We start from the raw sequence: 19,614 nt of genomic DNA, 5'->3' as shown, positions 1-19,614 counted from the left end.
AAGTGCCATTCAAAGGCGCCCGTCGAATCTAAGCGGAGGGAACCTATGGCTGACGGTAAGAAGCTGTCGTCGCTGGACGCGTCGTTTCTCTATCTGGAAACGCCGGAAATGCCGATGCATGTCGGCAGCATGGCGATCTTTCGCCTGCCTGACGATTACAAGGGCGACTTCTTCGAAGACTTCAAGGCGATGATCGTCTCGCGGCTGCACATCGCGCCGATCCTGAAAGCCCGCCTGGAGAAGGCGCCGCTCGACATCGATCATCCGACCTGGGTCGAGGACGATCAGTTCGACATCGACCGTCACATCTTCCGCGCCAGCCTGCCAGCGCCGCGCGACCGCGCCACGCTCGAGCGCATCGTCGGCTGGATGCATGCCAAGCTCCTGAACCGTGCCCGTCCGCTCTGGGAGTTCTACGTGTTCGAGGGCATGAAGGACAACGAGGTCGGGCTCTATTCCAAGATGCACCACGCCGCCATCGACGGCGGCGCCGGTGCGGCCCTGACCAACATGATCTACGACATCTCGCCGGTCCCGCGAAAGGTCGAGCCGCCGACAGGCGAGTCGAAGCCCGGACAGGAGCCGCGCGACATCGCCGCCAATCTGCTCGACTCGTATCAGCAGCTCTTCACCCAGCCGCTCGATGCCTCGGCGGCTGCGAAGAATCTGCAACTGCCGCGCACCGGCAAGAGCGACATCGGCTCGATCCTGTTCGACAATGCGATGTACCAGATCGAGAGCGCGGTGCGCTTTGCCGGAAATATCCCGACGATGGTCAAGAGTGTCGCCGACGTGCTCGGCAAGATTTCCGATCCGAAGTCGCGCGAGAGCCTCGCCAGCATGGTGTCGCCGCCGACCATGCTCAACAAGTCGATCTCATCGGAGCGTAGCTTTGCCGGCGTGTCGATCTCGCTGTCGCGATCCAAGGCACTCGCCAAGCAGGCCGGCGGCAAGCTCAACGACGTGGTGCTGGCGCTCGCCTCCGGCGTGGTGCGGCGCTACTTGCAGCAGTACGGCACGCTACCGGCGAAATCGCTGACCGCGGCGGTGCCGATCTCGCTGCGCGAGGAGGGCAATACCGAGGCCAACAACCAGGTGTTCGGCATGATCTGCTCGATCGCGACCAACATCGAGGACCCCAAGGCACGGCTGGAAGCCATCATCGCGCAGTCGACCAAGTCGAAGGAGATGTCGCATCCGCTGCGGGCGTTGATGCCGCAGGTCTCCAACATCTCGATGCTGGGCGCGCCGATCATCGTTCAGATCATGGCGCTGCTTTACAGCCGCTCCGACCTCTCGGACGTGCTGCCGCCGGCGGCGAACATCACCGTCTCCAACGTGCCGGGCCCACGGCAGACGCTCTATGCTGCAGGTGCCGAGCTGCTGCACATCTTCCCGGTGTCGATCTCGACGCATGGGCAGGCGCTCAACATCACCGTGCAGAGCTACCGCGACCAGCTCGATTTCGGCTTCATCGTCGGCGCCAACATCATTCCTCACGTGCAGGTGATGTGCGACATGCTGCCGGAGGAGTTTGCCGCGCTCGAAGCGGCTTATGCGCCACCCGCGGCCGACATCAAGGGTGCGGCCGAATAAGAAGTCTGTCAGGATTTTTGCAATGATCGAAATGCCGCCGCTCAAGTTCGCGCCGACGAACGGAATCCGCATGGGCTATTACGAGGCAGGCCCAGTCACCGACAAGCCGCCGGTGGTGCTATGCCATGGCTGGCCCGAACTCGCCTTCTCCTGGCGCCATCAGATCAAGGCGCTGAGTGAGGCCGGCATCCGCGTGATCGCGCCCGACCAGCGCGGCTATGGCGCGACCGATCGGCCCGAGCCAGTCGAGGCCTATGACATCGAGCATCTGGCCGGCGATCTGGTCGGGCTGCTTGATCATCTGAAAATCGACAAGGCGATCTTCGTCGGCCACGACTGGGGCGGCTTCGTGGTCTGGCAGATGCCGCTGCGCCATATCGACCGCGTCGCCGCCGTGGTCGGCATCAATACCCCCCACACCAACCGCGCCTGGGCCGATCCGATCGAGCTGTTGCGTGCGCGCTTCGGTGAGAAGATGTACATCGTGCAATTCCAGGATCCGGCGCGCGAACCCGACCGGATCTTTGGCAGTCGCGTCGAGCAGACCTTCGACGCCTTCATGCGCAAGCCGGCGCCGCGCCCGGCCGATGCGCCGGCAGAGGACGTGGTCGCCGGTGTCGGCGCCTCGCCACGGCTCAATTTGGCGTTTCCGCAGATGATTGCCGGCTATGACGCCAAGCACGACCCGCGCACGCCGATCTTGTCGGCGGAGGAAAAGCAGGTGTTCGTCGACACTTTCACGAAGACCGGTTTCACGGGCGGCATCAACTGGTACCGCAACATGTCGCGCAACTGGGTGCGCTCTGAGGGCCTCGATCACACCGTGCGGGTGCCGGCGCTGATGATCATGGCCGAGAACGACGCGGTGCTGCCGCCGTCATCGGCGGACGGCATGGAGAAGCTCATACCCGATCTGGAGAAATATCTGGTGAAGGACAGCGGCCATTGGACGCAACAGGAGAAGCCGGAAGAGGTCAGCGCCAAGCTGATCGAATGGCGTAGAAGGCGGTTTGGCTAGCTCGTCATTGCGAGCCCGTCATTGCGAGGAGCGAAGCGACGAAGCAATCCAGACATATCGCCGCGGATACATTTCTGGATTGCTTCGCTTCACTCGCAATGACGACGTTGGATACCGAGGCAGGGGGATACGCTTCTAAATGTCATCGAAGAACCGTCTGGACCCGATTCCGCATCCGCCGACCAAGCCGGTGGTCGGCAACATGCTGTCGCTGGACTCGGCCGCGCCGGTGCAGCACCTGACGCGGCTTGCCAGGGAGCTTGGCCCGATCTTCTGGCTCGACATGATGGGGTCGCCGATCGTCGTCGTCTCCGGCCATGATCTCGTCGACGAGCTCTCCGATGAGAAGCGCTTCGACAAGACAGTGCGCGGTGCGCTGCGGCGCGTGCGCGCGGTCGGCGGCGACGGCCTGTTCACCGCGGATACCAAGGAGCCGAACTGGAGCAAGGCGCACAACATTCTGCTGCAACCGTTCGGCAACCGCGCCATGCAGTCGTACCACCCGAGCATGGTCGATATCGCCGAGCAGCTCGTTCACAAATGGGAGCGTCTGAACGCCGACGAGGAGATCGACGTCGTCCACGACATGACGGCGCTGACGCTCGACACGATCGGCCTGTGCGGTTTCGACTATCGCTTCAACTCATTCTACCGGCGCGATTACCATCCCTTTGTCGAGTCGCTGGTGCGCTCGCTCGAAACCATCATGATGACGCGCGGCCTGCCGTTCGAGCAGCTCTGGATGCAGAAGCGCCGGAAGACGTTGGATGAAGACGTCGCCTTCATGAACAGGATGGTCGACGAGATCATCGCCGAGCGCCGCAAGAGTGCCGAAGGGATTGACGACAAGAAGGACATGCTGGCCGCGATGATGACCGGCGTCGATCGCTCGACCGGCGAGCAGCTCGATGACGTCAACATCCGCTACCAGATCAACACCTTCCTGATCGCAGGCCACGAGACCACCAGCGGCCTGCTGTCCTACACGCTCTATGCGCTGCTCAAGCATCCGGACATTCTCAGGAAGGCCTATGACGAGGTCGACCGCGTCTTCGGCCCGGACGTCAATGCCAAGCCGACCTATCAGCATGTGACGCAGCTCACCTACATCACGCAGATCCTGAAAGAGGCGCTGCGGCTGTGGCCGCCGGCGCCGGCCTACGGCATCTCGCCGCTGAAGGACGAGACCATCGGCGGCGGCAAGTACAAGCTCAGGAAAGGGACATTCACCACGATCCTGGTGACCGCGCTGCATCGAGACCCCAGCGTCTGGGGGCCCAATCCCGATGCTTTCGACCCCGAAAACTTCAGCCGCGAGGCGGAAGCCAAGCGGCCGATCAATGCCTGGAAGCCGTTCGGCAACGGCCAGCGCGCCTGCATCGGCCGCGGCTTCGCCATGCACGAGGCAGCACTCGCGCTCGGCATGATCCTCCAGCGCTTCAAGCTGATCGATCACCAGCGTTACCAGATGCATCTGAAGGAAACGCTGACGATGAAGCCGGAAGGCTTCAAGATCAAAGTGCGTCCGCGTGCCGATCGCGAGCGCGGGGTCTATGGCGGGCCCGCGGTGGCGGCGGCTTCGGGCCCGAAAGCGCCACGCCAGCCGACGACGCGGCCCGGCCATAACACGCCGATGCTGGTGCTGTTCGGCTCCAATCTCGGCACGGCCGAGGAACTTGCGACGCGCATGGCCGATCTCGCGGAGATCAACGGCTTTGCCGTGCATCTCGGGCCGCTCGACGATTACGTCGGCAAGCTGCCGCAGGAGGGTGGGGTGCTGATCATCTGCGCCTCCTACAATGGTGCGCCGCCTGACAATGCGACGCAGTTCGTCAAATGGCTCGGTGACGACTTGCCGAAAGACGCCTTCGCCAACGTGCGCTACGCCGTGTTCGGCTGTGGTAACAGCGACTGGGCCGCGACCTATCAATCGGTGCCGCGCTTCATCGACGAGCAATTGTCGAAGCATGGCGCACGCGCGATCTATCCGCGCGGCGAGGGCGATGCGCGCAGCGATCTCGACGGCCAGTTCCAGAAGTGGTTCCCGGCCGCCGCTCAGGTCGCGACCAGGGAATTCGGCATCGACTGGAATTTCACACGCACCGCAGAAGACGATCCGCTGTACGCGATCGAGCCGGTGGCGGTGACCGCCGTCAACACCATCGTTGCCCAGGGGGGCGCTGTGGCGATGAAGGTGCTGGTCAATGATGAGCTCCAGACCAAGTCCGGCGCCAATCCGTCCGAGCGCTCGACGCGTCATATCGAGGTGCAGCTTCCGTCTCATGTCGCCTACCGGGTCGGCGACCACCTGAGCGTGGTTCCACGCAACGATCCGACGCTGGTGGATTCGGTGGCCCGCCGGTTCGGTTTCCTGCCGGCCGACCAGATCAGGCTTCAGGTCGCCGAAGGTCGCCGCGCGCAGTTACCGGTCGGCGATGCCGTGTCGGTCGGCCGTCTGCTCAGCGAGTTCGTCGAGCTGCAGCAGGAGGCGACGCGGAAACAGATCCAGATCATGGCCGAGCACACCCGCTGCCCGGTCACCAAGCCGAAGCTGCTGGCCTTTGTCGGCGAGGAGGCCGAGCCGCTCGAGCGCTACCGCAGCGAGATTTTGGCCGGACGCAAATCCGTGTTCGACCTTCTTCTGGAATATCCCGCCTGCGAACTGCCGTTCCACGTCTACCTGGAAATGCTCTCGCTGCTGGCGCCGCGCTATTACTCGATCTCGTCCTCGCCGTCGGTCGATCCAGCGCGCTGTAGCGTCACAGTCGGCGTGGTCGAAGGGCCGGCCGCCTCCGGGCGCGGCGTCTACAAGGGGATTTGCTCGAACTATCTTGCCAACCGTCGCACGGGCGATACGGTCTACGCGACCGTGCGCGAAACCAAGGCCGGCTTCCGGCTCCCGGATGATCCATCCGTGCCGATCATTATGGTCGGTCCGGGTACGGGATTGGCTCCGTTCCGTGGCTTCCTCCAGGAGCGCGCCGCGCGTAAGGCCAGGGGCGCTGCCCTTGGGCCGGCCATGCTGTTCTTCGGCTGCCGCCATCCCGGCCAGGATTTTCTCTATGCGGATGAACTGAAGGCCCTGTCGGCCAGCGGCATCACCGAACTGTTCACCGCGTTCTCGCGCGCGGATGGACCGAAAACCTATGTGCAGCACGTCCTTGCCGCGCAGAAGGACAAGGTCTGGCCGCTGATCGAGCAAGGCGCGATCATCTATGTCTGCGGCGATGGCAGCAAGATGGAGCCTGATGTGAAGGCGGCGCTGGTGGCGATCCATCGCGAGAAGAGCGGCAGCGATGCGGCTGCGGGCGCGCGCTGGATCGAGGAGATGGGCGCGAAGAACCGCTATGTGCTGGACGTTTGGGCGGGAGGGTGATTGTTCGTCCGATCGTGCTAAAGCTCTCGCATGATTCCCTGGGAAAAGATCGACACCGCCAAAATCCCCGGTTCCGACGAGGAGCTTCGCCTGATGCGGCGGGGCAAGGAGTTCTCCATCAAGCTCGGCACCAACGAGCTGATGAACAACCGCCTGTCAGGCTCCGAAGCCGCGCTCGCAACGCTCGCGGCAAAGCAGATCGAAACGGTTGCCAAGCCCGTCGTTCTCATCGGCGGCCTCGGCATGGGCTTTACCTTGCGCGCGGCGCTCACCGCGCTCGGAAGCAAGGCGAAGGTTGTGGTCGCCGAGCTCGTGCCGGCGGTCGTCAGCTGGGCGCGAGGCCCGATGGCGGAGGTCTTCGGCGACAGCCTCGATGATGCCCGGGTGAGCATCCGGGAGACCGATGTTGGCGAAATCATCCGGGCGAAGAGCTCGGCCTTCGACGCCATTCTCCTCGACGTCGACAACGGGCCGGAGGGGCTGACAAGAAAGGGCAATGACGCGCTCTACGGTGCGAGCGGGTTGAAGGCGGCGAAGACGGCGCTGCGGCCGGGCGGCGTGCTCGCTATCTGGTCGTCGGGACCGAATCCCGCATTCACCAAGCGTCTCGGCAGCGCCGGTTTCGACGTCAACGAGGTCAATGTGCGCGCCACCGGCAGGGGCGGCGGCGCGCGCCACGTGATCTGGATCGCGAAGAAGGCTTAAGCCGCTTGCGCCGCCGCGCCATGCGCATGCTTGTCGATGGCGCCGATGATCTCCGGCCAGAAGCGCATCGGCAGCGCGTGGCCCATGCCGTCGATCATCAGCAGCTTTGCGCCCGGAATTGACTCTGCCGTGTCCTTGCCACCCTCGGGCCGTACCAGTGGATCGACGGTGCCGTGAATCACGAGCGTCGGAGTCTTGACGCTATGTAGCCGTTCCTTGCGGCTGCCGGAGGCGAGCACGGCGCGGAGTTGGCGGCCGACGCCGGCCGGATTGAGCCCGCGGGCGAAAACGCGTTCGGCGCGGCCTGGATCGAGCGCTTCCTCCTCCGGAAAGGAGCCGACGCGCAAGACCTTCCATGTCTGGCCGAAGCGGGTGATGAACTCTTCCTTGCTGCGCGGCGGCGGCGCCATCAGCATGGCGGCGGCCTCCCGCGTCGGCGGCGGTACGCGCGGATTGCCGGTGGTCGACATGATCGAGGTCAGTGAGCGCACGCGCTGCGGAAATGACAGCGCCACCTCCTGCGCGATCATGCCGCCCATGGACGCCCCGGCCAGATGCGCCGACTTGATGCCGAGCGCGTCCATCAGGCCGACCGTGTCCCTGGCCATGTCGATCAGCTTGTAGGTTGCGGCCACGGGAATCCTGAGGAAGCGCAGCTTCAACAGCTCGAGCGGTGTCAGCCGCTTGCCGCCCGTCAGATGGCTCGACTTGCCGATGTCGCGATTGTCGAAACGGATCACGCGAAAACCGCGTGCGGCGAGCTGCTCGCAGAATCCATCGTCCCAATGGATCATCTGCGCCCCGAGCCCCATGATCAGCAGCAGCGGCTCGGCATTGTCGTTGCCGAAAATCTCGTAACAGATGTCGATGCCGTTGGCGCGGAGGGTGCGGGGCGGCTGATGAGCGTTCACAGGCGTGTTCCCTTTGGCTTTTGATCAATGCTGTATTGCACGGTTTCCCGCGGCAAAGAAGCCGCGTGCGCGGCACCCGCCGCTTGCCGGTTGACCGGCACCCCGCAACGGTGTGGTATGGCGGAAAAGAAGGGCACAAGCCCTCCACATCGGGAGGACGCTGATGACCGACAAGATCACCGATCCAGTCGCCTTGTGGCAGAAGATGGTCGGCGACATGGAGAAGGGGTTCAACTCCTTCGCCACCAAGGCGATGGAGACGCCTGAATTCTCGCAAGCGATGAATCGCGCCGGCGGCGCGGCTGCGGGTGCGCAGAAGCAGTTCGGCGAACTCATGGAGAAGTACCTCCTCTCCATGAACCTTCCGAGCCGCGAGCAGTTGACCGGCATCGCCGAGCGGCTGCAGTCTATCGAGGGACAGCTCGGCGAGATCAGGTCGATGCTGAGCCAGATGTCGGCTAATTCAGGTGGATCGCCGATCGATGCCGCACCGCGGCCGCCGCGCACAAAACGTCCGCCATCCGGAGGCGGAGAACAAAAATGAACGCGCCGACGGGACTTGATTTCGCGGCGATCTCGGAGCGCATCCAGTCCGAAGTGCAGCGCGCGATCCAGCGCAGCATCAAGGGCGTCGAATATTTCTCGACCTCAGGTCCCCCACTCGGATCGACTCCGAAGGACGTGCTGCATTCACGCGGCACGATGAGCCTCTACCACTATCGGCCGATGTCGGACGAGATCTACCGCGTGCCGGTGCTGGTCGTCATGGCGACCACCAATCGCGGCTACATCCTCGATCTCGTGCCGGGCCAGAGCTTTATCGAGTTCCTGCTCAAGCGCGGCTACGACGTCTACATGCTCGACTGGAACGCGCCGCGACCGGAGGAGAAGAGCCTGCGCATGGAGGACTATGTCCTCGACTTCATCCCTGATTGCGTCCGCCGCGTGCAGGCCGATTCCGGCGAGCAGGACGTCTCGGTCATCGGCTATTGCTTTGGTGGCGTACTGTCGCTGCTCTACGGCTCGATCTTCCCGGACGGGCCGATGAAGAATTTGATCTGCTTCACCGTGCCGATCGACTTTCGCGAGATGAAGCTGTTTTATAATTTCGCCGACCGCCGCTATTTCGACGTCGACCGTCTCGTCGACAGCGTCGGCAACGTGCCGCCGGAGATGATCCTGTCGTCGTTCGAGATGCTGCGTCCGGCTTCGCGCACGGTCAGCCAGATCCAGCTCTGGGAAAACATCTGGAACGACGAGTTCGTGAAGTCGTACCGGATGTTCGACCGCTGGGCGACCGACACGCTGCCGCTGGCGGGCGAATATTTCCGCACCATCACCAAGGACCTGATGTGGGACAACAAGCTCTACAACGACACCATGTCGGTGGGGGGACGGCCTGCGAAGCTCGAGAACATCAAGGTGCCGATGCTGCACGCGGTCGCCGAGCACGATCACATCGTGCCCTATGACGCCGCCAAGCATCTGATCGCGAAGATCGGCTCCGCAGACAAGGAAGAGGTGATGCTGAAGGGCGGTCACGTCTCGCTGGTCGCCGGCGCCAACGCGGTAAAGCGGTTATGGCCGAAACTGGATTCCTGGCTGGGGACAAGATCGACATGAGTGAGCAGCGTGCCTATCCGCGTGACGTCAAGACCGAGGCGGGCAATATCGAGATCCGTCTGATGTCGCCTGCCGATGAAGCCGCAGTGCTTGCCTTCGGCAAGGACCTGCCGACCCATGACCTGTTGTTCCTGCCGCGCAATATCAGTGAGCCAAAGGTGCTGTCCGCCTGGGTCAAGGAGATCGAGCGCGGCGCGATTCAGAGCCTTCTTGCGGTGAAAGGCGGCAAGGTCGTCGGTTGCGGCACGCTGGTGCGCGACCCTCACTCCTGGTCACCCCATGTCGGCGAGATCCGCATGGTGGTGTCGCAGGACGTGCGCGGGAAGGGGGTGGGCAAGGCGCTGTCGCAGGAGACCTTTGCGCTCGCGCTCGGGGCGGGGCTGGAAAAGCTCTCGGTCCAGATGACGGTCGACCAGCAGGCGGCGATCGCGCTGTTCGAGAGCCTCGGCTTCAAGGCCGAGGCGCTGCTGCGCGACCATGTCCGGGATGTCGGCGGCAAGACCCACGACATCGTCGTGCTGGGCCACAACATCGCGCAGGTCCAGGCCCAGATGGAAGCCTATGGGTTGCCAGGCGCCGTCCAGCACTGAGCGATGCCGGCCCGCATCAAAAAGTGCAATTCAACCCCATGCACAGTAGGCGACCGCAAAAGCGGCAGGTTGCCCGCCATAATGGCACCTCACGGTTTCGTGATATCGCAGTGCAATATTAATATTGCACCGCACAATTAACTATGCCATATAAGCCGTGCCCCGGGCCAAAACCGGACGGGGTGAGCCATAGCTCAACCAATGAGGATGGAGAGACCCAATGACCACCGAAACCAACACCGCTTTCGACGGCTTCAAGGACGCGTTCAAGAACATCCAGAACCTGGAAGTTCCCGAGGCCGCCCGCGAATTCGTCAAGAAGAGCGCCAATACCGCCAAGGACCGTGCTGCCGAAGCTTTCGCTGGCTCCGAGCGCGTGACCGCCGCCGTCGAGAACGCGGTGACCGAGTCCGTTGCTGAGGCCGGCAAGATCAGCCGCAACATCCAGCAGGCGATCTACGAGGACGCCGAGGCGTTCTTCTCGGGCATCGACAAGCTCGCGTCGGCCAAGTCGGTCAGCGAAGCCGTCGAGATCCAGTCGAGCCTGCTCCGCGCCCGCGGCGAAGTGTTCGTCTCGCGCGCCAAGGCGACCGCCGACTATTTCGGCAAGCTCGCCGCTAACGGTGCGAAGTCCGCTCAGGACAACTTTGCCAAGGTCTACAACAAGACCGCCTGATCTGGCGCCCTGAGTACAAACTGAAATTTGAGGCCCGCTTCGGCGGGCCTTTTGTTTTTTGCCGCAGCCGTCATTGCGAGGAGCTCTTGCGACGAAGCAATCCAGAGTCTTTCCGTGAGAAGATTCTGGATTGCTTCGCTTCGCTCGCAATGACGGGTAGGGTGACACAGTCATGACTCCACCCGCCACCTTTTCCTTCGACACTCCCGGCGATGCCGAACGCGCGGCCGAGCTGCGCCGCGTCAAGGCGCTGGCGACGCTGGTGCTGGCCTCGACGCTTCTGCTATTCATCGTCGCGAAGTGGCTGTTGCCCGTGCATCCCGTGTTCGGCTTCATCGCCGCCTTCGCAGAGGCCGCAACCATCGGCGGGCTCGCCGACTGGTATGCGGTAGTTGCGCTGTTCAAGCGGCCGCTGGGGCTGCCGATCCCGCACACGGCGATCATCCAGAGCAACCAGGCCCGCATCGCCGACAAGCTCGGCGAGTTCATCCAGGTCCATTTTCTCGAGGCAGGTCCTGTCGAAGCCAAGCTGAATGAAATCGATTTCGGCTCCTTCGTCGCTGACTGGCTGCGTGACCGCAAGCGCAGCGATGACCTTGCGCGTTTCGCGCTGCGTTTGCTGCCGGAGGCTTTTTCCGCGACCGAGACCTCCGGCCTGATGACATTCATCATCCGCCGCATGTCCTCGCAGGTCCAGGCGATCGATCTCGCGCCGCTCGCCGCCGGCACGCTGCGCGGCTTCGTGGCGGAGGGACGGCACCAGATCCTGTTCGACGATCTCCTGCGCGTAATGCACGAGACGCTGAACCAGAAAGAGACGATGGCGATGATCCGCGAGAAGGTGCGCGCGGAGCTTCCGACCCTGCTCAAGCTCTACCGCGCCGACAAGTTTCTGGTGAACAAGATCGTGTCATCCGCCACCGCTTTCTTCAATGAGGTGCGCAGCGACCCCAAGCATCCGTTCCGCAGCGAGTTCGACCGCATGGTGCTGAGCTTCGTCGACCGGCTCGGCACCGACCAGGCCTATGTCGACCGCATCGACGGACTGAAGCGCGATCTGTTGGCGCGGCCCGAGCTTGCCGATCTGCCCGCACCGTCTGGGCCAACACGCGCTCCTTCATCGAGCGCAGTGCGTCCGGCGAGACGCAGGTGCTCCAGCATCATCTCGCCGGAATGTTCGTCTCAGCGGGCGATGCGCTCGCGGGCGATGCCGAGCTGCGTGGCGAGATCAACAAGGGCCTGGTGACGGTGCTGCGCAGCTTCGTTGCCGATCAGAAGAGCGGCGTCTCCACTTTCATCTCCGACCAGGTCAAGGCGTGGGACATGGCGCAGCTGATTTCGCTGATCGAAATCAACATCGGCCGCGACCTGCAATACATTCGCTTCAACGGCTCGCTGATCGGCGGCCTCGCCGGTCTTGTACTCTACTCCGTAGAATTCCTGCTCCGATTGTTGTGACTTTTGGGTCACGGACGTTAGCATTAACGTACGCGCCTATTGTCGCTTCGTGTCTCGCCCGCTTGAATGTCCGGAACCGGCCGCCTAGCTGATTCATGTTGCGCTGCGGAACGTTCAAGAAGCCGGCGTATTGGAATTCATGCCCATTTGCCGGCATCGCGGCCGGCGTCTTCCCAGGGGATCCATTGATGACCGCTACTGCCCAGACGCTGCATCCGCCGTCCCGTACTCTGATGTTTTTGGAAGGGCGCGCGATCCACGAGTTTGGCGCATTTCTCGGCGCGCTGCCGCTGCTGAGCCTCGCGCCGCGCGGCGACGGGCATCCGGTGCTGGTGTTGCCGGGCCTGGTGGCCTCCGACGTCTCCACACGCGCACTGCGCTCGTTTCTGACCAGCAAGGGTTATGCGGTGAGCGGCTGGCGCCAGGGCCGCAACTACGGCCTGCGCGAGGGTGTGCAGCATGCGATGGTCGATCTGGTCGAGGAGCTCAGCGACAAGCATGGTCGCAAGATCAGCCTGGTCGGCTGGAGCCTCGGCGGTCTCTATGCGCGCCAGCTCGCCAAGATGATGCCCGAGCGCGTGCGCCAGGTGATCACGCTAGGTAGCCCCTTTGCCGGCGATCCCCATTCGACCAATGCCTGGCGCGTCTATGAATGGGCGAGCGGCCGGAAGTCCGACGAGGTCGATCCGCACTTCGGCGGCGAGCTCGCCGTGCCGCCACCGGTGCCGACCACCGCGATCTTCAGCCGCACCGACGGCGTCTGCGCCTGGCAGGGCTGCATGGAGAAGACCGGCGCGCAGACCGAGAGCATCGAGGTCGACAGCAGCCATTGCGGCATGGGCCATCATCCCGCCGTCGTCTACGCCGTCGCCGACCGCCTCGCGCAGAAGGAAGGCCAGTGGCGCCCGTTCGACCGCAGCGGCTGGCGCAGCCTGGCCTACCCTGACCCGCATCGGTAAGCTCTTCCGCCCTGTAGGGCGGGCGAGAACGAGGTGGCGTCGCTGCCGTCCATTGTCGCGCCCGCACCAAACGCGCTATGCCTCGCGCATGGCGCATCCGCTCTCCCGCATCATCGACCAGCTCAAGCGTGAGCCGTCACGCACCGGCTCCATCGTCATCACCATGTTCGGCGATGCCATCGTGCCGCGCGGCGGTTCGGTGTGGCTCGGCACGCTGCTGGCGTTCCTCGAGAGCCTGGACATCGATGCCGGCGTGGTGCGCACCGCGATGTCGCGCCTCGCTGCCGATGGCTGGCTGACGCGCGAGAAGGTCGGCCGCAACAGCTTTTATCGCCTTGCCGAGAAGGGCCGCGAGACGTTCGAGGCCGCGACGCGCCACATCTACGATCCGCCACCGTCGGACTGGACCGGCCGCTTCGAGCTGCTGCTGATCGGCAACGGTGAGGATCGCGACGCCTCGCGTGAAGCCTTGCGCAATGCCGGCTTCGGCAGCCCGCTGCCGGGTGTCTGGGTCGCTCCGTCAGGTGTTCCGGTGCCGGAAGAAGCTGCAGGTGCCATCCGACTTGAAGTTTCGGCTGAGGATGACAGTGGGCGTCGCCTGCTCAGCGCGAGCTGGCCGCTGGAGCGCACCGCCGACGCCTATCTGAAGTTCATGAAGACGTTCGAGCCGCTTCGGGCCGCGATCGCGCGCGGCGCGGATCTGTCCGAGGCCGACGCCTTCACCGCGCGCATCCTCCTGATCCACTACTACCGCCGCGTCGTGCTACGCGATCCGCTGCTGCCTGAGAGCCTGCTGCCGGCGGATTGGCCGGGCAGGGCCGCGCGAGAACTCTGCGGCGAGATCTATCGCGCGCTGCTTGCGCCGTCCGAACAATGGCTTGATAGCCATGGAACGAACGAGAAGGGCGCATTGCCCCCGGCCCGAAAGATCCTTGAGCGGAGATTTGGCGCCTGACTAATATGTTACAGAAATATCTTGCATGAAGTAATTTCTGTTATATATTGCCTCCCAATAAATTGGGAGGATGCGCATGTATACCCAGGCGCTGAACACAGCCGAGACCGATGATCGCGGTCTTGAGGACGCGGCCAAGGCCGCGCAGTTCCAGGCCCGCATCGATGCCGAAGAGCGCATCGAGCCGAACGACTGGATGCCGGCGGCGTACCGCAAGACGCTCACCCGCCAGATATCCCAGCACGCCCATTCCGAAATCGTCGGCATGCTGCCCGAAGGCAACTGGGTCACGCGCGCTCCGACACTGCGCCGCAAGGCCGCGCTGCTCGCCAAGGTGCAGGACGAGTGCGGCCACGGGCTCTATCTCTATGCCGCGGCAGAGACGCTCGGCACCTCGCGCGAAGAGCTGGTCGACGCCATGCTTGCAGGCAAGGCCAAATATTCCTCGATCTTCAACTATCCGACGCTGACCTGGGCCGACATCGGCACCATCGGCTGGCTGGTCGATGGCGCCGCCATCATGAACCAGATCCCGCTGTGCCGTTGCTCCTACGGTCCTTATGCGCGCGCGATGATCCGCGTCTGCAAGGAGGAGTCGTTCCACCAGCGTCAGGGCTACGAGATCATGCTGACACTGTGCCGCGGCTCGGACGAGCAGAAGGCGATGGCGCAGGATGCGCTGGATCGCTGGTGGTGGCCGGTGCTGATGATGTTCGGCCCGCCGGATGCCACGAGCCAGCACAGCGACACCTCGACGAAATGGAAGATCAAGCGCTTCTCCAATGACGAGCTGCGCCAGAAGTTCGTCGATGCCACCGTGCCGCAGGCCCAATATCTCGGCCTCACCATTCCCGATCCCGGCATGACAAAGGATGCGGAAGGTCACTGGCGCTACAGCGAGATCGATTGGACCGAGTTCAAGCAGGTGCTCGCCGGCAACGGCCCGTGCAACCGTGACCGCATGGCCGCGCGCCGCAAGTCGCACGCCGAGGGCGCCTGGGTGCGCGAGGCCGCTGCCGCCTATGCGGCGAAGCGCGCGCAGCGTCAGACCGCCCAAGCTGCGGAATAGGGAGAACCAGAATGGCCACGCCGAATACGCCGCTGTGGGAGGTCTTCATTCGCAGCCGTAACGGGCTCGCGCACAAGCATGTCGGCTCGCTGCATGCGAGCGACGCCACCATGGCGCTGCAGGCGGCGCGCGACATCTACACCCGTCGCGGCGAGGGCCTGTCGATCTGGGTCGTGCCGTCGACAGCGATCACCGCAAGCGATCCCGCCGAGAAGGGCATGATGTTCGAGCCGGCGGAATCGAAGATCTACCGGCACCCGACGTTTTATGAGGTGCCGGAAGAAGTGGGGCACATGTGATGCCCGCCGCCAACGTCCAGGTGTCGGAAATGCCGCTGGTGCTCTATGCGCTGCGTCGCGCCGACGATGCGCTGATTCTCGGCCATCGGCTGTCGGAATGGTGCGGGCACGCGCCGATGATGGAAGAGGATATGGCGCTCTCCAACATCGCGCTTGACCTCATCGGCCAGGCCCGCGAGCTCTACACCTACGCCGCCAAGACCGAAGGCAAGGACAACGACGAGGACAAGCTCGCCTACCTGCGCGACGTCAGGCAGTATCGCAATCTGCTGCTGGTCGAGCAGCCCAATGGTGACTTCGCCCAGACCCTGGTGCGGCAGTTCTTCTATTCCGCCTTCGCCGATCTCTACTGGCGCGCCATGATGACCTCACGCGACGCGACGCTCGCGGCGATCGCCGCGAAGTCGGAGAAGGAGAGCGCCTATCATCTGCGCCATACTTCGGAATGGATCATCCGGCTCGGCGACGGCACGGACGAGAGCCACGTCCGCGCACAGGACGCGATCGATCACCTCTGGGCCTTTACGGGCGAGATGTTTGCCGTCGATGAAAGCGAACGCGCGCTGATCCATGCCGATATCGCCGTGGATCCCGGCACCTTGCGCAGCCGCTGGCTGACGACCCTCTCCGATGTCGTCGGCGAAGCAACGCTCACACTGCCGCAGAACGACTGGATGCAGCAGGGTGGCCGCGCAGGCCGCCACAGCGAGCATCTCGGTCACCTCCTGTCCGAGCTGCAATCGATGCAGCGAACCTTTCCGGGGCAGACATGGTGAGCGTGCTGGAGCGGGACAGCGATCTGCGCCGGCGCGCCTGGGACGCCGCGGCGGGCGTGGTCGACCCCGAAATTCCGGTGCTGACCATCGCCGATCTCGGTGTACTCCGCGATGTCGTTCTCGACGGCGGCCACGTCGAGGTCGCGATCACCCCGACCTATTCGGGGTGCCCGGCCATGAACATGATTGCGCTCGAAATCGAGGTCGCGCTGGAGCGCGCGGGCTTCCATCGCCCGAAGGTGCGCACCGTGCTGTCGCCGGCCTGGACCACCGACTGGATGAGTGAAGAGGGACGCCGGAAGCTGCACGCCTACGGCATCGCGCCGCCGCACGCTTCGGGCTCGCGCCGCGCGCTGTTCGGCGAACAGGCTGTCGTGTGCCCGCAATGCGGCTCGGACAAGACCGAGCTGCTGTCCGAATTCGGCTCGACCTCCTGCAAGGCGCTGTGGCGCTGCAAGTCCTGCCGCGAACCCTTTGATTATTTCAAGTGTCACTAAGAGGCGCACGATGCCAACCTCATCGTCATTGCGAGCGAAGCGAAGCAATCCAGACTGTCTCCGCGGTGGCAGTCTGGATTGTTTCGTCGCAAGGGCTCCTCGCAATGACGGCGGTGGGACCAATGTAGGGTGTCCATGATGTCCGCAGCCGCACCGCGCTTCCATCGCCTGGCCGTCAACGATCTCCGCCGCGAGTCGTCGGACGCCGTTTCAATGACCTTCGCCATCCCCCGCGAGCTTGCCGACGACTATGCTTTCAGTCCCGGCCAGTATCTCACGCTCCGCGCCACGCTCGATGGTGAGGAGGTGCGCCGTTCTTATTCCATCTGCTCCGGCCCCGACGACGGCGAAATCCGCATCGCGGTGAAAAAGGTCGACGGCGGCGCGTTCTCAAGCTGGGCGGCCGACGAGTTGAAACGCGGCGACGAGCTCGACGTGATGACGCCGACGGGACGTTTTGGCGTGGTCCCGCCGGCCGAGGCCGGACGTATCCATGTCGGCTTTGCCGCAGGCTCCGGCATCACGCCGATCCTGTCGATCGTCAAGGGTGTGCTGGCGCGCGAGCCCGACAGCCGCTTCTTCCTGTTCTACGGCAACCGCGCGACCGACAACATCATGTTCCTCGAAGCGCTCGAGGAGCTGAAGGACCGTTTCATCGACCGCCTCTCGATTTTCCACGTCATCTCCGGCGAGGAGCAGGACATCCCGATCCTGCACGGCCGGCTCGACGGCGACAAGGTGAGGGTGCTGCTGCGGTCGCTGGTGCCTGCGACAAGCGTCGATCACGTCTTCATCTGCGGTCCATCAGGCATGAGCGAGGAGATCGAGGCGACCTGCCGTGACATCGGCATCGCCGATGATCGTATTCATGTCGAGCGTTTCGTCTCGGAGTTCGGCGGCAAGCCGCGGCTGAAGAAGGTCGTTGCCGCCGACGCGCCACCGAAGGCGATTGCCTCCCTGATCATCGATGGCAAGCGCCGCGACGTGCCGGTGGCCGAGGACGAGGCGATCCTCGATGCCGCGCTGCGTGCCGGCGTCGATCTGCCCTTCGCCTGCAAGGGCGGCATGTGCTCGACCTGCCGCGCAAAACTGGTCGAGGGCGAGGCCCCGATGGACCTCAATTATTCGCTGGAGCCCTGGGAGTTGAAGGCCGGCTTCGTTCTCACCTGCCAGGCCAAGCCATCGTCGGAACGGGTCGTGGTCGACTACGACCACGTTTGACAGTGTTGGCCAACCAGCAGAACATCATGAGCAAGCATTTCGCCGGGAGAAGCGCGTGAACGTCAAAGCCGCCCTGTCGCCTGAAAATGTTGCCCGCGCCTGCGCCGATGCGATGTGGGCAGAGGACGATGCCTCCAAGGGTCTCGGCATGGAGATCGTCGAGATCGGCCCGGGCTTTGCGACGCTCGCCATGACGGTGCGGTCGGACATGGTCAACGGCCAGCGCATCGCCCATGGCGGCTTCATCTTCACGCTCGCCGACTCCGCTTTCGCCTTCGCCTGTAACTCGCACAACGACCGTGTGGTGGCTGCACAAGGCCAGATCACCTTCATCAAGCCGGGCAAGCTCGGCGACCGCCTCGTCGCGAAAGCGAGTGAGGTCACCCGTGGCGGCCGCTCCGGTATCTACGACGTGCGTGTCACCGTCGACGAGATCGTCATCGCCGAATTTCGCGGGCATTCGCGTGTCATTCCAGGCACGTGGCTGCCGACGCAAGAACGGTAAGACATCAATAAAGAAAAGAACAAATCAATGTGGGGAAACGAGCATGGCTTCGACGAAGCTGAAGGAAGGCGGCCACGTCTATAGGGCCGAGTTGGACGCGCAGGAGCGCGCGTCACGCGACGAGATCATGGCGTTGCAGAAGCAGCGGCTGGCCTGGTCGCTGAAGCATGCCTATGACAACGTCGCGCACTATCGGAAGGCTTTCGACAAGGCTGGCGTGCATCCGTCCGACTTTCGCGAGCTTGCTGATCTCGCAAAATTTCCGTTCACCGTGAAGACGGATCTCCGCGACAACTACCCGTTCAACATGTTCGCCGTGCCGCGCGAGAAGCTGGTGCGCGTGCATGCGTCATCCGGCACGACGGGCAAGCCGATCGTCGTCGGCTATACCCGACGCGACATCGACACCTGGTCGGAGGTGATGGCGCGCTCGATCCGCGCGGCCGGCGGCCGCACTGGCATGATCATCCACAATGCCTATGGCTACGGCCTGTTCACCGGCGGGTTGGGCGTGCATTACGGCGCTGAAAAGCTCGGCTGCACTGTGGTGCCGATCTCGGGCGGCATGACCGAGCGGCAGGTGCAGCTCATCAACGACTTCCGCCCTGATATCATCACGGTGACGCCGAGTTACATGCTGGCGATCCTCGACGAGTTCAAGCGTCAGAAGCTCGATCCGCGCCAGTGCTCACTCAAGGTCGGCATCTTCGGGGCCGAGCCCTGGACCAACGCGATGCGCGGCGAGATCGAGGACGCCTTCGACATGGATGCGACCGACATCTATGGCTTGTCCGAGGTGATCGGCCCGGGCGTCGCGCAGGAGTGCATCGAGATCAAGGACGGCCTGCACATCTGGGAAGACCATTTCTATCCGGAAGTGGTCGATCCCCAGACGGGCGCAGTGCTGCCCGACGGCGAGAAGGGCGAGCTGGTCTTCACTTCGCTCACCAAGGAAGGCTTTCCGGTGATCCGCTATCGCACCCGCGACCTGACGCGGCTGCTGCCGGGCACGGCGCGGCCGGGCATGCGGCGCATGGAGAAGGTGACGGGCCGCTCGGACGACATGATCATCCTGCGCGGCGTCAATCTGTTCCCGACCCAGATCGAGGAGGTTCTGCTCGCGACCGATTGGTGCGGTGGCCACTTTATCCTCGAATTGACCCGCGAAGGCCGCATGGACGAGCTGACTATCATCGCCGAGGCACGGCCCGAGAGCTGGGACGGAAGGGGTCTCGTCGACCACGCCGATCGGGTCTCGACGCATATCAAGAACACGATCGGGATCAGCTCCAAGGTGCAAGTGGTCGCGCCGGCCACGCTGGAGCGCTCGCTCGGCAAGGCCAAGCGGCTCTACGACAAGCGGCCGAAGGATTGACTTGA

18 protein-coding genes and 1 pseudogene are annotated in these 19,614 nt (G+C 63.8%); 18 read left to right on the top strand and 1 reads right to left on the bottom strand.

The genetic code is table 11. From position 1 onward, the window contains the following. The first annotated feature begins 45 nt into the window (after positions 1-45). From JJC00_RS27990 to JJC00_RS27975, 4 genes are all read left to right on the top strand, one after another. Positions 46-1,596 (top strand): WS/DGAT/MGAT family O-acyltransferase, encoded by a 1,551-nt coding sequence (locus tag JJC00_RS27990; protein WP_200469074.1) that lies wholly within the window; start codon positions 46-48, stop codon positions 1,594-1,596. Between the two features lie 22 nt (positions 1,597-1,618). After that, the gene (locus JJC00_RS27985) at positions 1,619-2,614 is read left to right on the top strand and encodes an alpha/beta fold hydrolase (protein ID WP_200469073.1); all 996 of its coding nucleotides are present in this window, start codon (positions 1,619-1,621) and stop codon (positions 2,612-2,614) included. Positions 2,615-2,753: 139 nt separating this feature from the next. Continuing rightward, positions 2,754-5,990 carry a bifunctional cytochrome P450/NADPH--P450 reductase gene (locus tag JJC00_RS27980; RefSeq protein ID WP_200469072.1) on the top strand — a complete coding sequence of 1,079 codons (3,237 nt, stop codon included), beginning with the start codon at positions 2,754-2,756 and terminating at the stop codon, positions 5,988-5,990. A gap of 30 nt (positions 5,991-6,020) precedes the next feature. After that, positions 6,021-6,695: a spermidine synthase gene (locus tag JJC00_RS27975; RefSeq protein WP_200469071.1), complete on the top strand. Its 675-nt coding sequence runs from the start codon at positions 6,021-6,023 to the stop codon at positions 6,693-6,695. Here JJC00_RS27975 and JJC00_RS27970 read toward each other — a convergent pair. Further along, a complete protein-coding gene (locus JJC00_RS27970) occupies positions 6,692-7,606 on the bottom strand; it encodes an alpha/beta fold hydrolase (RefSeq protein ID WP_200469070.1) in 915 nt (304 codons plus the stop codon). The two genes, JJC00_RS27975 and JJC00_RS27970, sit on opposite strands and share 4 nt — an antisense overlap. A 163-nt stretch (positions 7,607-7,769) precedes the next feature. Here JJC00_RS27970 and JJC00_RS27965 point away from each other — a divergent pair, with 163 nt between their 5' ends. From JJC00_RS27965 to paaK, 14 genes and pseudogenes are all read left to right on the top strand, one after another. Continuing rightward, on the top strand, positions 7,770-8,150 hold the full coding sequence (locus tag JJC00_RS27965) for a hypothetical protein (protein ID WP_200469069.1): 381 nt from the start codon (positions 7,770-7,772) through the stop codon (positions 8,148-8,150). After that, positions 8,147-9,229, top strand: coding sequence for an alpha/beta fold hydrolase (locus JJC00_RS27960; protein ID WP_200469068.1), 1,083 nt, complete (start codon positions 8,147-8,149; stop codon positions 9,227-9,229). Before JJC00_RS27965 ends, JJC00_RS27960 begins: the two co-directional genes overlap by 4 nt. Beyond that, positions 9,226-9,819 (top strand): GNAT family N-acetyltransferase, encoded by a 594-nt coding sequence (locus tag JJC00_RS27955; RefSeq protein WP_200469067.1) that lies wholly within the window; start codon positions 9,226-9,228, stop codon positions 9,817-9,819. Before JJC00_RS27960 ends, JJC00_RS27955 begins: the two co-directional genes overlap by 4 nt. Positions 9,820-10,039: 220 nt before the next feature. Then, on the top strand, positions 10,040-10,495 hold the full coding sequence (locus JJC00_RS27950; RefSeq protein WP_200469066.1) for a phasin: 456 nt from the start codon (positions 10,040-10,042) through the stop codon (positions 10,493-10,495). Between the two features lie 172 nt (positions 10,496-10,667). After that, positions 10,668-11,953, top strand: a pseudogene (locus JJC00_RS27945) (DUF445 domain-containing protein). A gap of 188 nt (positions 11,954-12,141) precedes the next feature. Then, positions 12,142-12,912, top strand: a complete 771-nt coding sequence (locus JJC00_RS27940; RefSeq protein ID WP_200469065.1) for an esterase/lipase family protein — start codon at positions 12,142-12,144, stop codon at positions 12,910-12,912. Positions 12,913-13,000: 88 nt separating this feature from the next. Continuing rightward, entirely contained in the window at positions 13,001-13,867 is an 867-nt protein-coding gene (gene paaX / locus JJC00_RS27935) for a phenylacetic acid degradation operon negative regulatory protein PaaX (protein WP_200469064.1), read from the top strand. Between the two features lie 76 nt (positions 13,868-13,943). Then, positions 13,944-14,936, top strand: coding sequence for a 1,2-phenylacetyl-CoA epoxidase subunit PaaA (gene paaA, locus JJC00_RS27930; protein ID WP_200469063.1), 993 nt, complete (start codon positions 13,944-13,946; stop codon positions 14,934-14,936). An 11-nt stretch (positions 14,937-14,947) separates the two neighbouring features. Then, the gene (gene paaB, locus JJC00_RS27925; protein ID WP_008136594.1) at positions 14,948-15,235 is read left to right on the top strand and encodes a 1,2-phenylacetyl-CoA epoxidase subunit PaaB; all 288 of its coding nucleotides are present in this window, start codon (positions 14,948-14,950) and stop codon (positions 15,233-15,235) included. Next, positions 15,235-16,011, top strand: coding sequence for a 1,2-phenylacetyl-CoA epoxidase subunit PaaC (gene paaC, locus JJC00_RS27920; RefSeq protein ID WP_200469062.1), 777 nt, complete (start codon positions 15,235-15,237; stop codon positions 16,009-16,011). The genes paaB and paaC overlap by 1 nt, the downstream gene beginning before the upstream one ends. Next, the gene (gene paaD, locus JJC00_RS27915; RefSeq protein WP_200469061.1) at positions 16,005-16,508 is read left to right on the top strand and encodes a 1,2-phenylacetyl-CoA epoxidase subunit PaaD; all 504 of its coding nucleotides are present in this window, start codon (positions 16,005-16,007) and stop codon (positions 16,506-16,508) included. Before paaC ends, paaD begins: the two co-directional genes overlap by 7 nt. Positions 16,509-16,646: 138 nt before the next feature. Then, positions 16,647-17,729 carry a 1,2-phenylacetyl-CoA epoxidase subunit PaaE gene (gene paaE / locus JJC00_RS27910; RefSeq protein ID WP_200469060.1) on the top strand — a complete coding sequence of 361 codons (1,083 nt, stop codon included), beginning with the start codon at positions 16,647-16,649 and terminating at the stop codon, positions 17,727-17,729. Positions 17,730-17,784: 55 nt separating this feature from the next. After that, positions 17,785-18,234 (top strand): hydroxyphenylacetyl-CoA thioesterase PaaI, encoded by a 450-nt coding sequence (gene paaI / locus JJC00_RS27905; protein ID WP_200469059.1) that lies wholly within the window; start codon positions 17,785-17,787, stop codon positions 18,232-18,234. Positions 18,235-18,277: 43 nt separating this feature from the next. Continuing rightward, positions 18,278-19,609, top strand: coding sequence for a phenylacetate--CoA ligase PaaK (gene paaK / locus JJC00_RS27900; protein WP_200469058.1), 1,332 nt, complete (start codon positions 18,278-18,280; stop codon positions 19,607-19,609). Positions 19,610-19,614 lie beyond the last annotated feature (5 nt).

It is taken from the genome of Bradyrhizobium diazoefficiens, assembly GCF_016616885.1.
GTDB lineage: Bacteria > Pseudomonadota > Alphaproteobacteria > Rhizobiales > Xanthobacteraceae > Bradyrhizobium > Bradyrhizobium diazoefficiens_F.
The sequence above is the reverse complement of the archived record's forward strand: the minus strand, read 5'-3'. Positions and strand labels throughout refer to the sequence as shown.

Excerpts from the sequence above, each read along its gene's own strand:
- JJC00_RS27940 (WP_200469065.1), top strand. The coding sequence starts at position 12,142 with ATGACCGCTACTGCCCAGACGCTGCATCCGCCGTCCCGTACTCTGATG.
- JJC00_RS27960 (WP_200469068.1), top strand. The coding sequence starts at position 8,147 with ATGAACGCGCCGACGGGACTTGATTTCGCGGCGATCTCGGAGCGCATC.
- paaA (WP_200469063.1), top strand. The coding sequence starts at position 13,944 with ATGTATACCCAGGCGCTGAACACAGCCGAGACCGATGATCGCGGTCTT.
- paaB (WP_008136594.1), top strand. The coding sequence starts at position 14,948 with ATGGCCACGCCGAATACGCCGCTGTGGGAGGTCTTCATTCGCAGCCGT.
- JJC00_RS27965 (WP_200469069.1), top strand. The coding sequence starts at position 7,770 with ATGACCGACAAGATCACCGATCCAGTCGCCTTGTGGCAGAAGATGGTC.
- JJC00_RS27980 (WP_200469072.1), top strand. The coding sequence starts at position 2,754 with ATGTCATCGAAGAACCGTCTGGACCCGATTCCGCATCCGCCGACCAAG.
- paaE (WP_200469060.1), top strand. The coding sequence starts at position 16,647 with ATGTCCGCAGCCGCACCGCGCTTCCATCGCCTGGCCGTCAACGATCTC.
- JJC00_RS27950 (WP_200469066.1), top strand. The coding sequence starts at position 10,040 with ATGACCACCGAAACCAACACCGCTTTCGACGGCTTCAAGGACGCGTTC.
- paaD (WP_200469061.1), top strand. The coding sequence starts at position 16,005 with ATGGTGAGCGTGCTGGAGCGGGACAGCGATCTGCGCCGGCGCGCCTGG.
- JJC00_RS27985 (WP_200469073.1), top strand. The coding sequence starts at position 1,619 with ATGATCGAAATGCCGCCGCTCAAGTTCGCGCCGACGAACGGAATCCGC.
- paaK (WP_200469058.1), top strand. The coding sequence starts at position 18,278 with ATGGCTTCGACGAAGCTGAAGGAAGGCGGCCACGTCTATAGGGCCGAG.
- JJC00_RS27955 (WP_200469067.1), top strand. The coding sequence starts at position 9,226 with ATGAGTGAGCAGCGTGCCTATCCGCGTGACGTCAAGACCGAGGCGGGC.
- paaC (WP_200469062.1), top strand. The coding sequence starts at position 15,235 with ATGCCCGCCGCCAACGTCCAGGTGTCGGAAATGCCGCTGGTGCTCTAT.
- paaX (WP_200469064.1), top strand. The coding sequence starts at position 13,001 with ATGGCGCATCCGCTCTCCCGCATCATCGACCAGCTCAAGCGTGAGCCG.
- JJC00_RS27975 (WP_200469071.1), top strand. The coding sequence starts at position 6,021 with ATGATTCCCTGGGAAAAGATCGACACCGCCAAAATCCCCGGTTCCGAC.
- JJC00_RS27990 (WP_200469074.1), top strand. The coding sequence starts at position 46 with ATGGCTGACGGTAAGAAGCTGTCGTCGCTGGACGCGTCGTTTCTCTAT.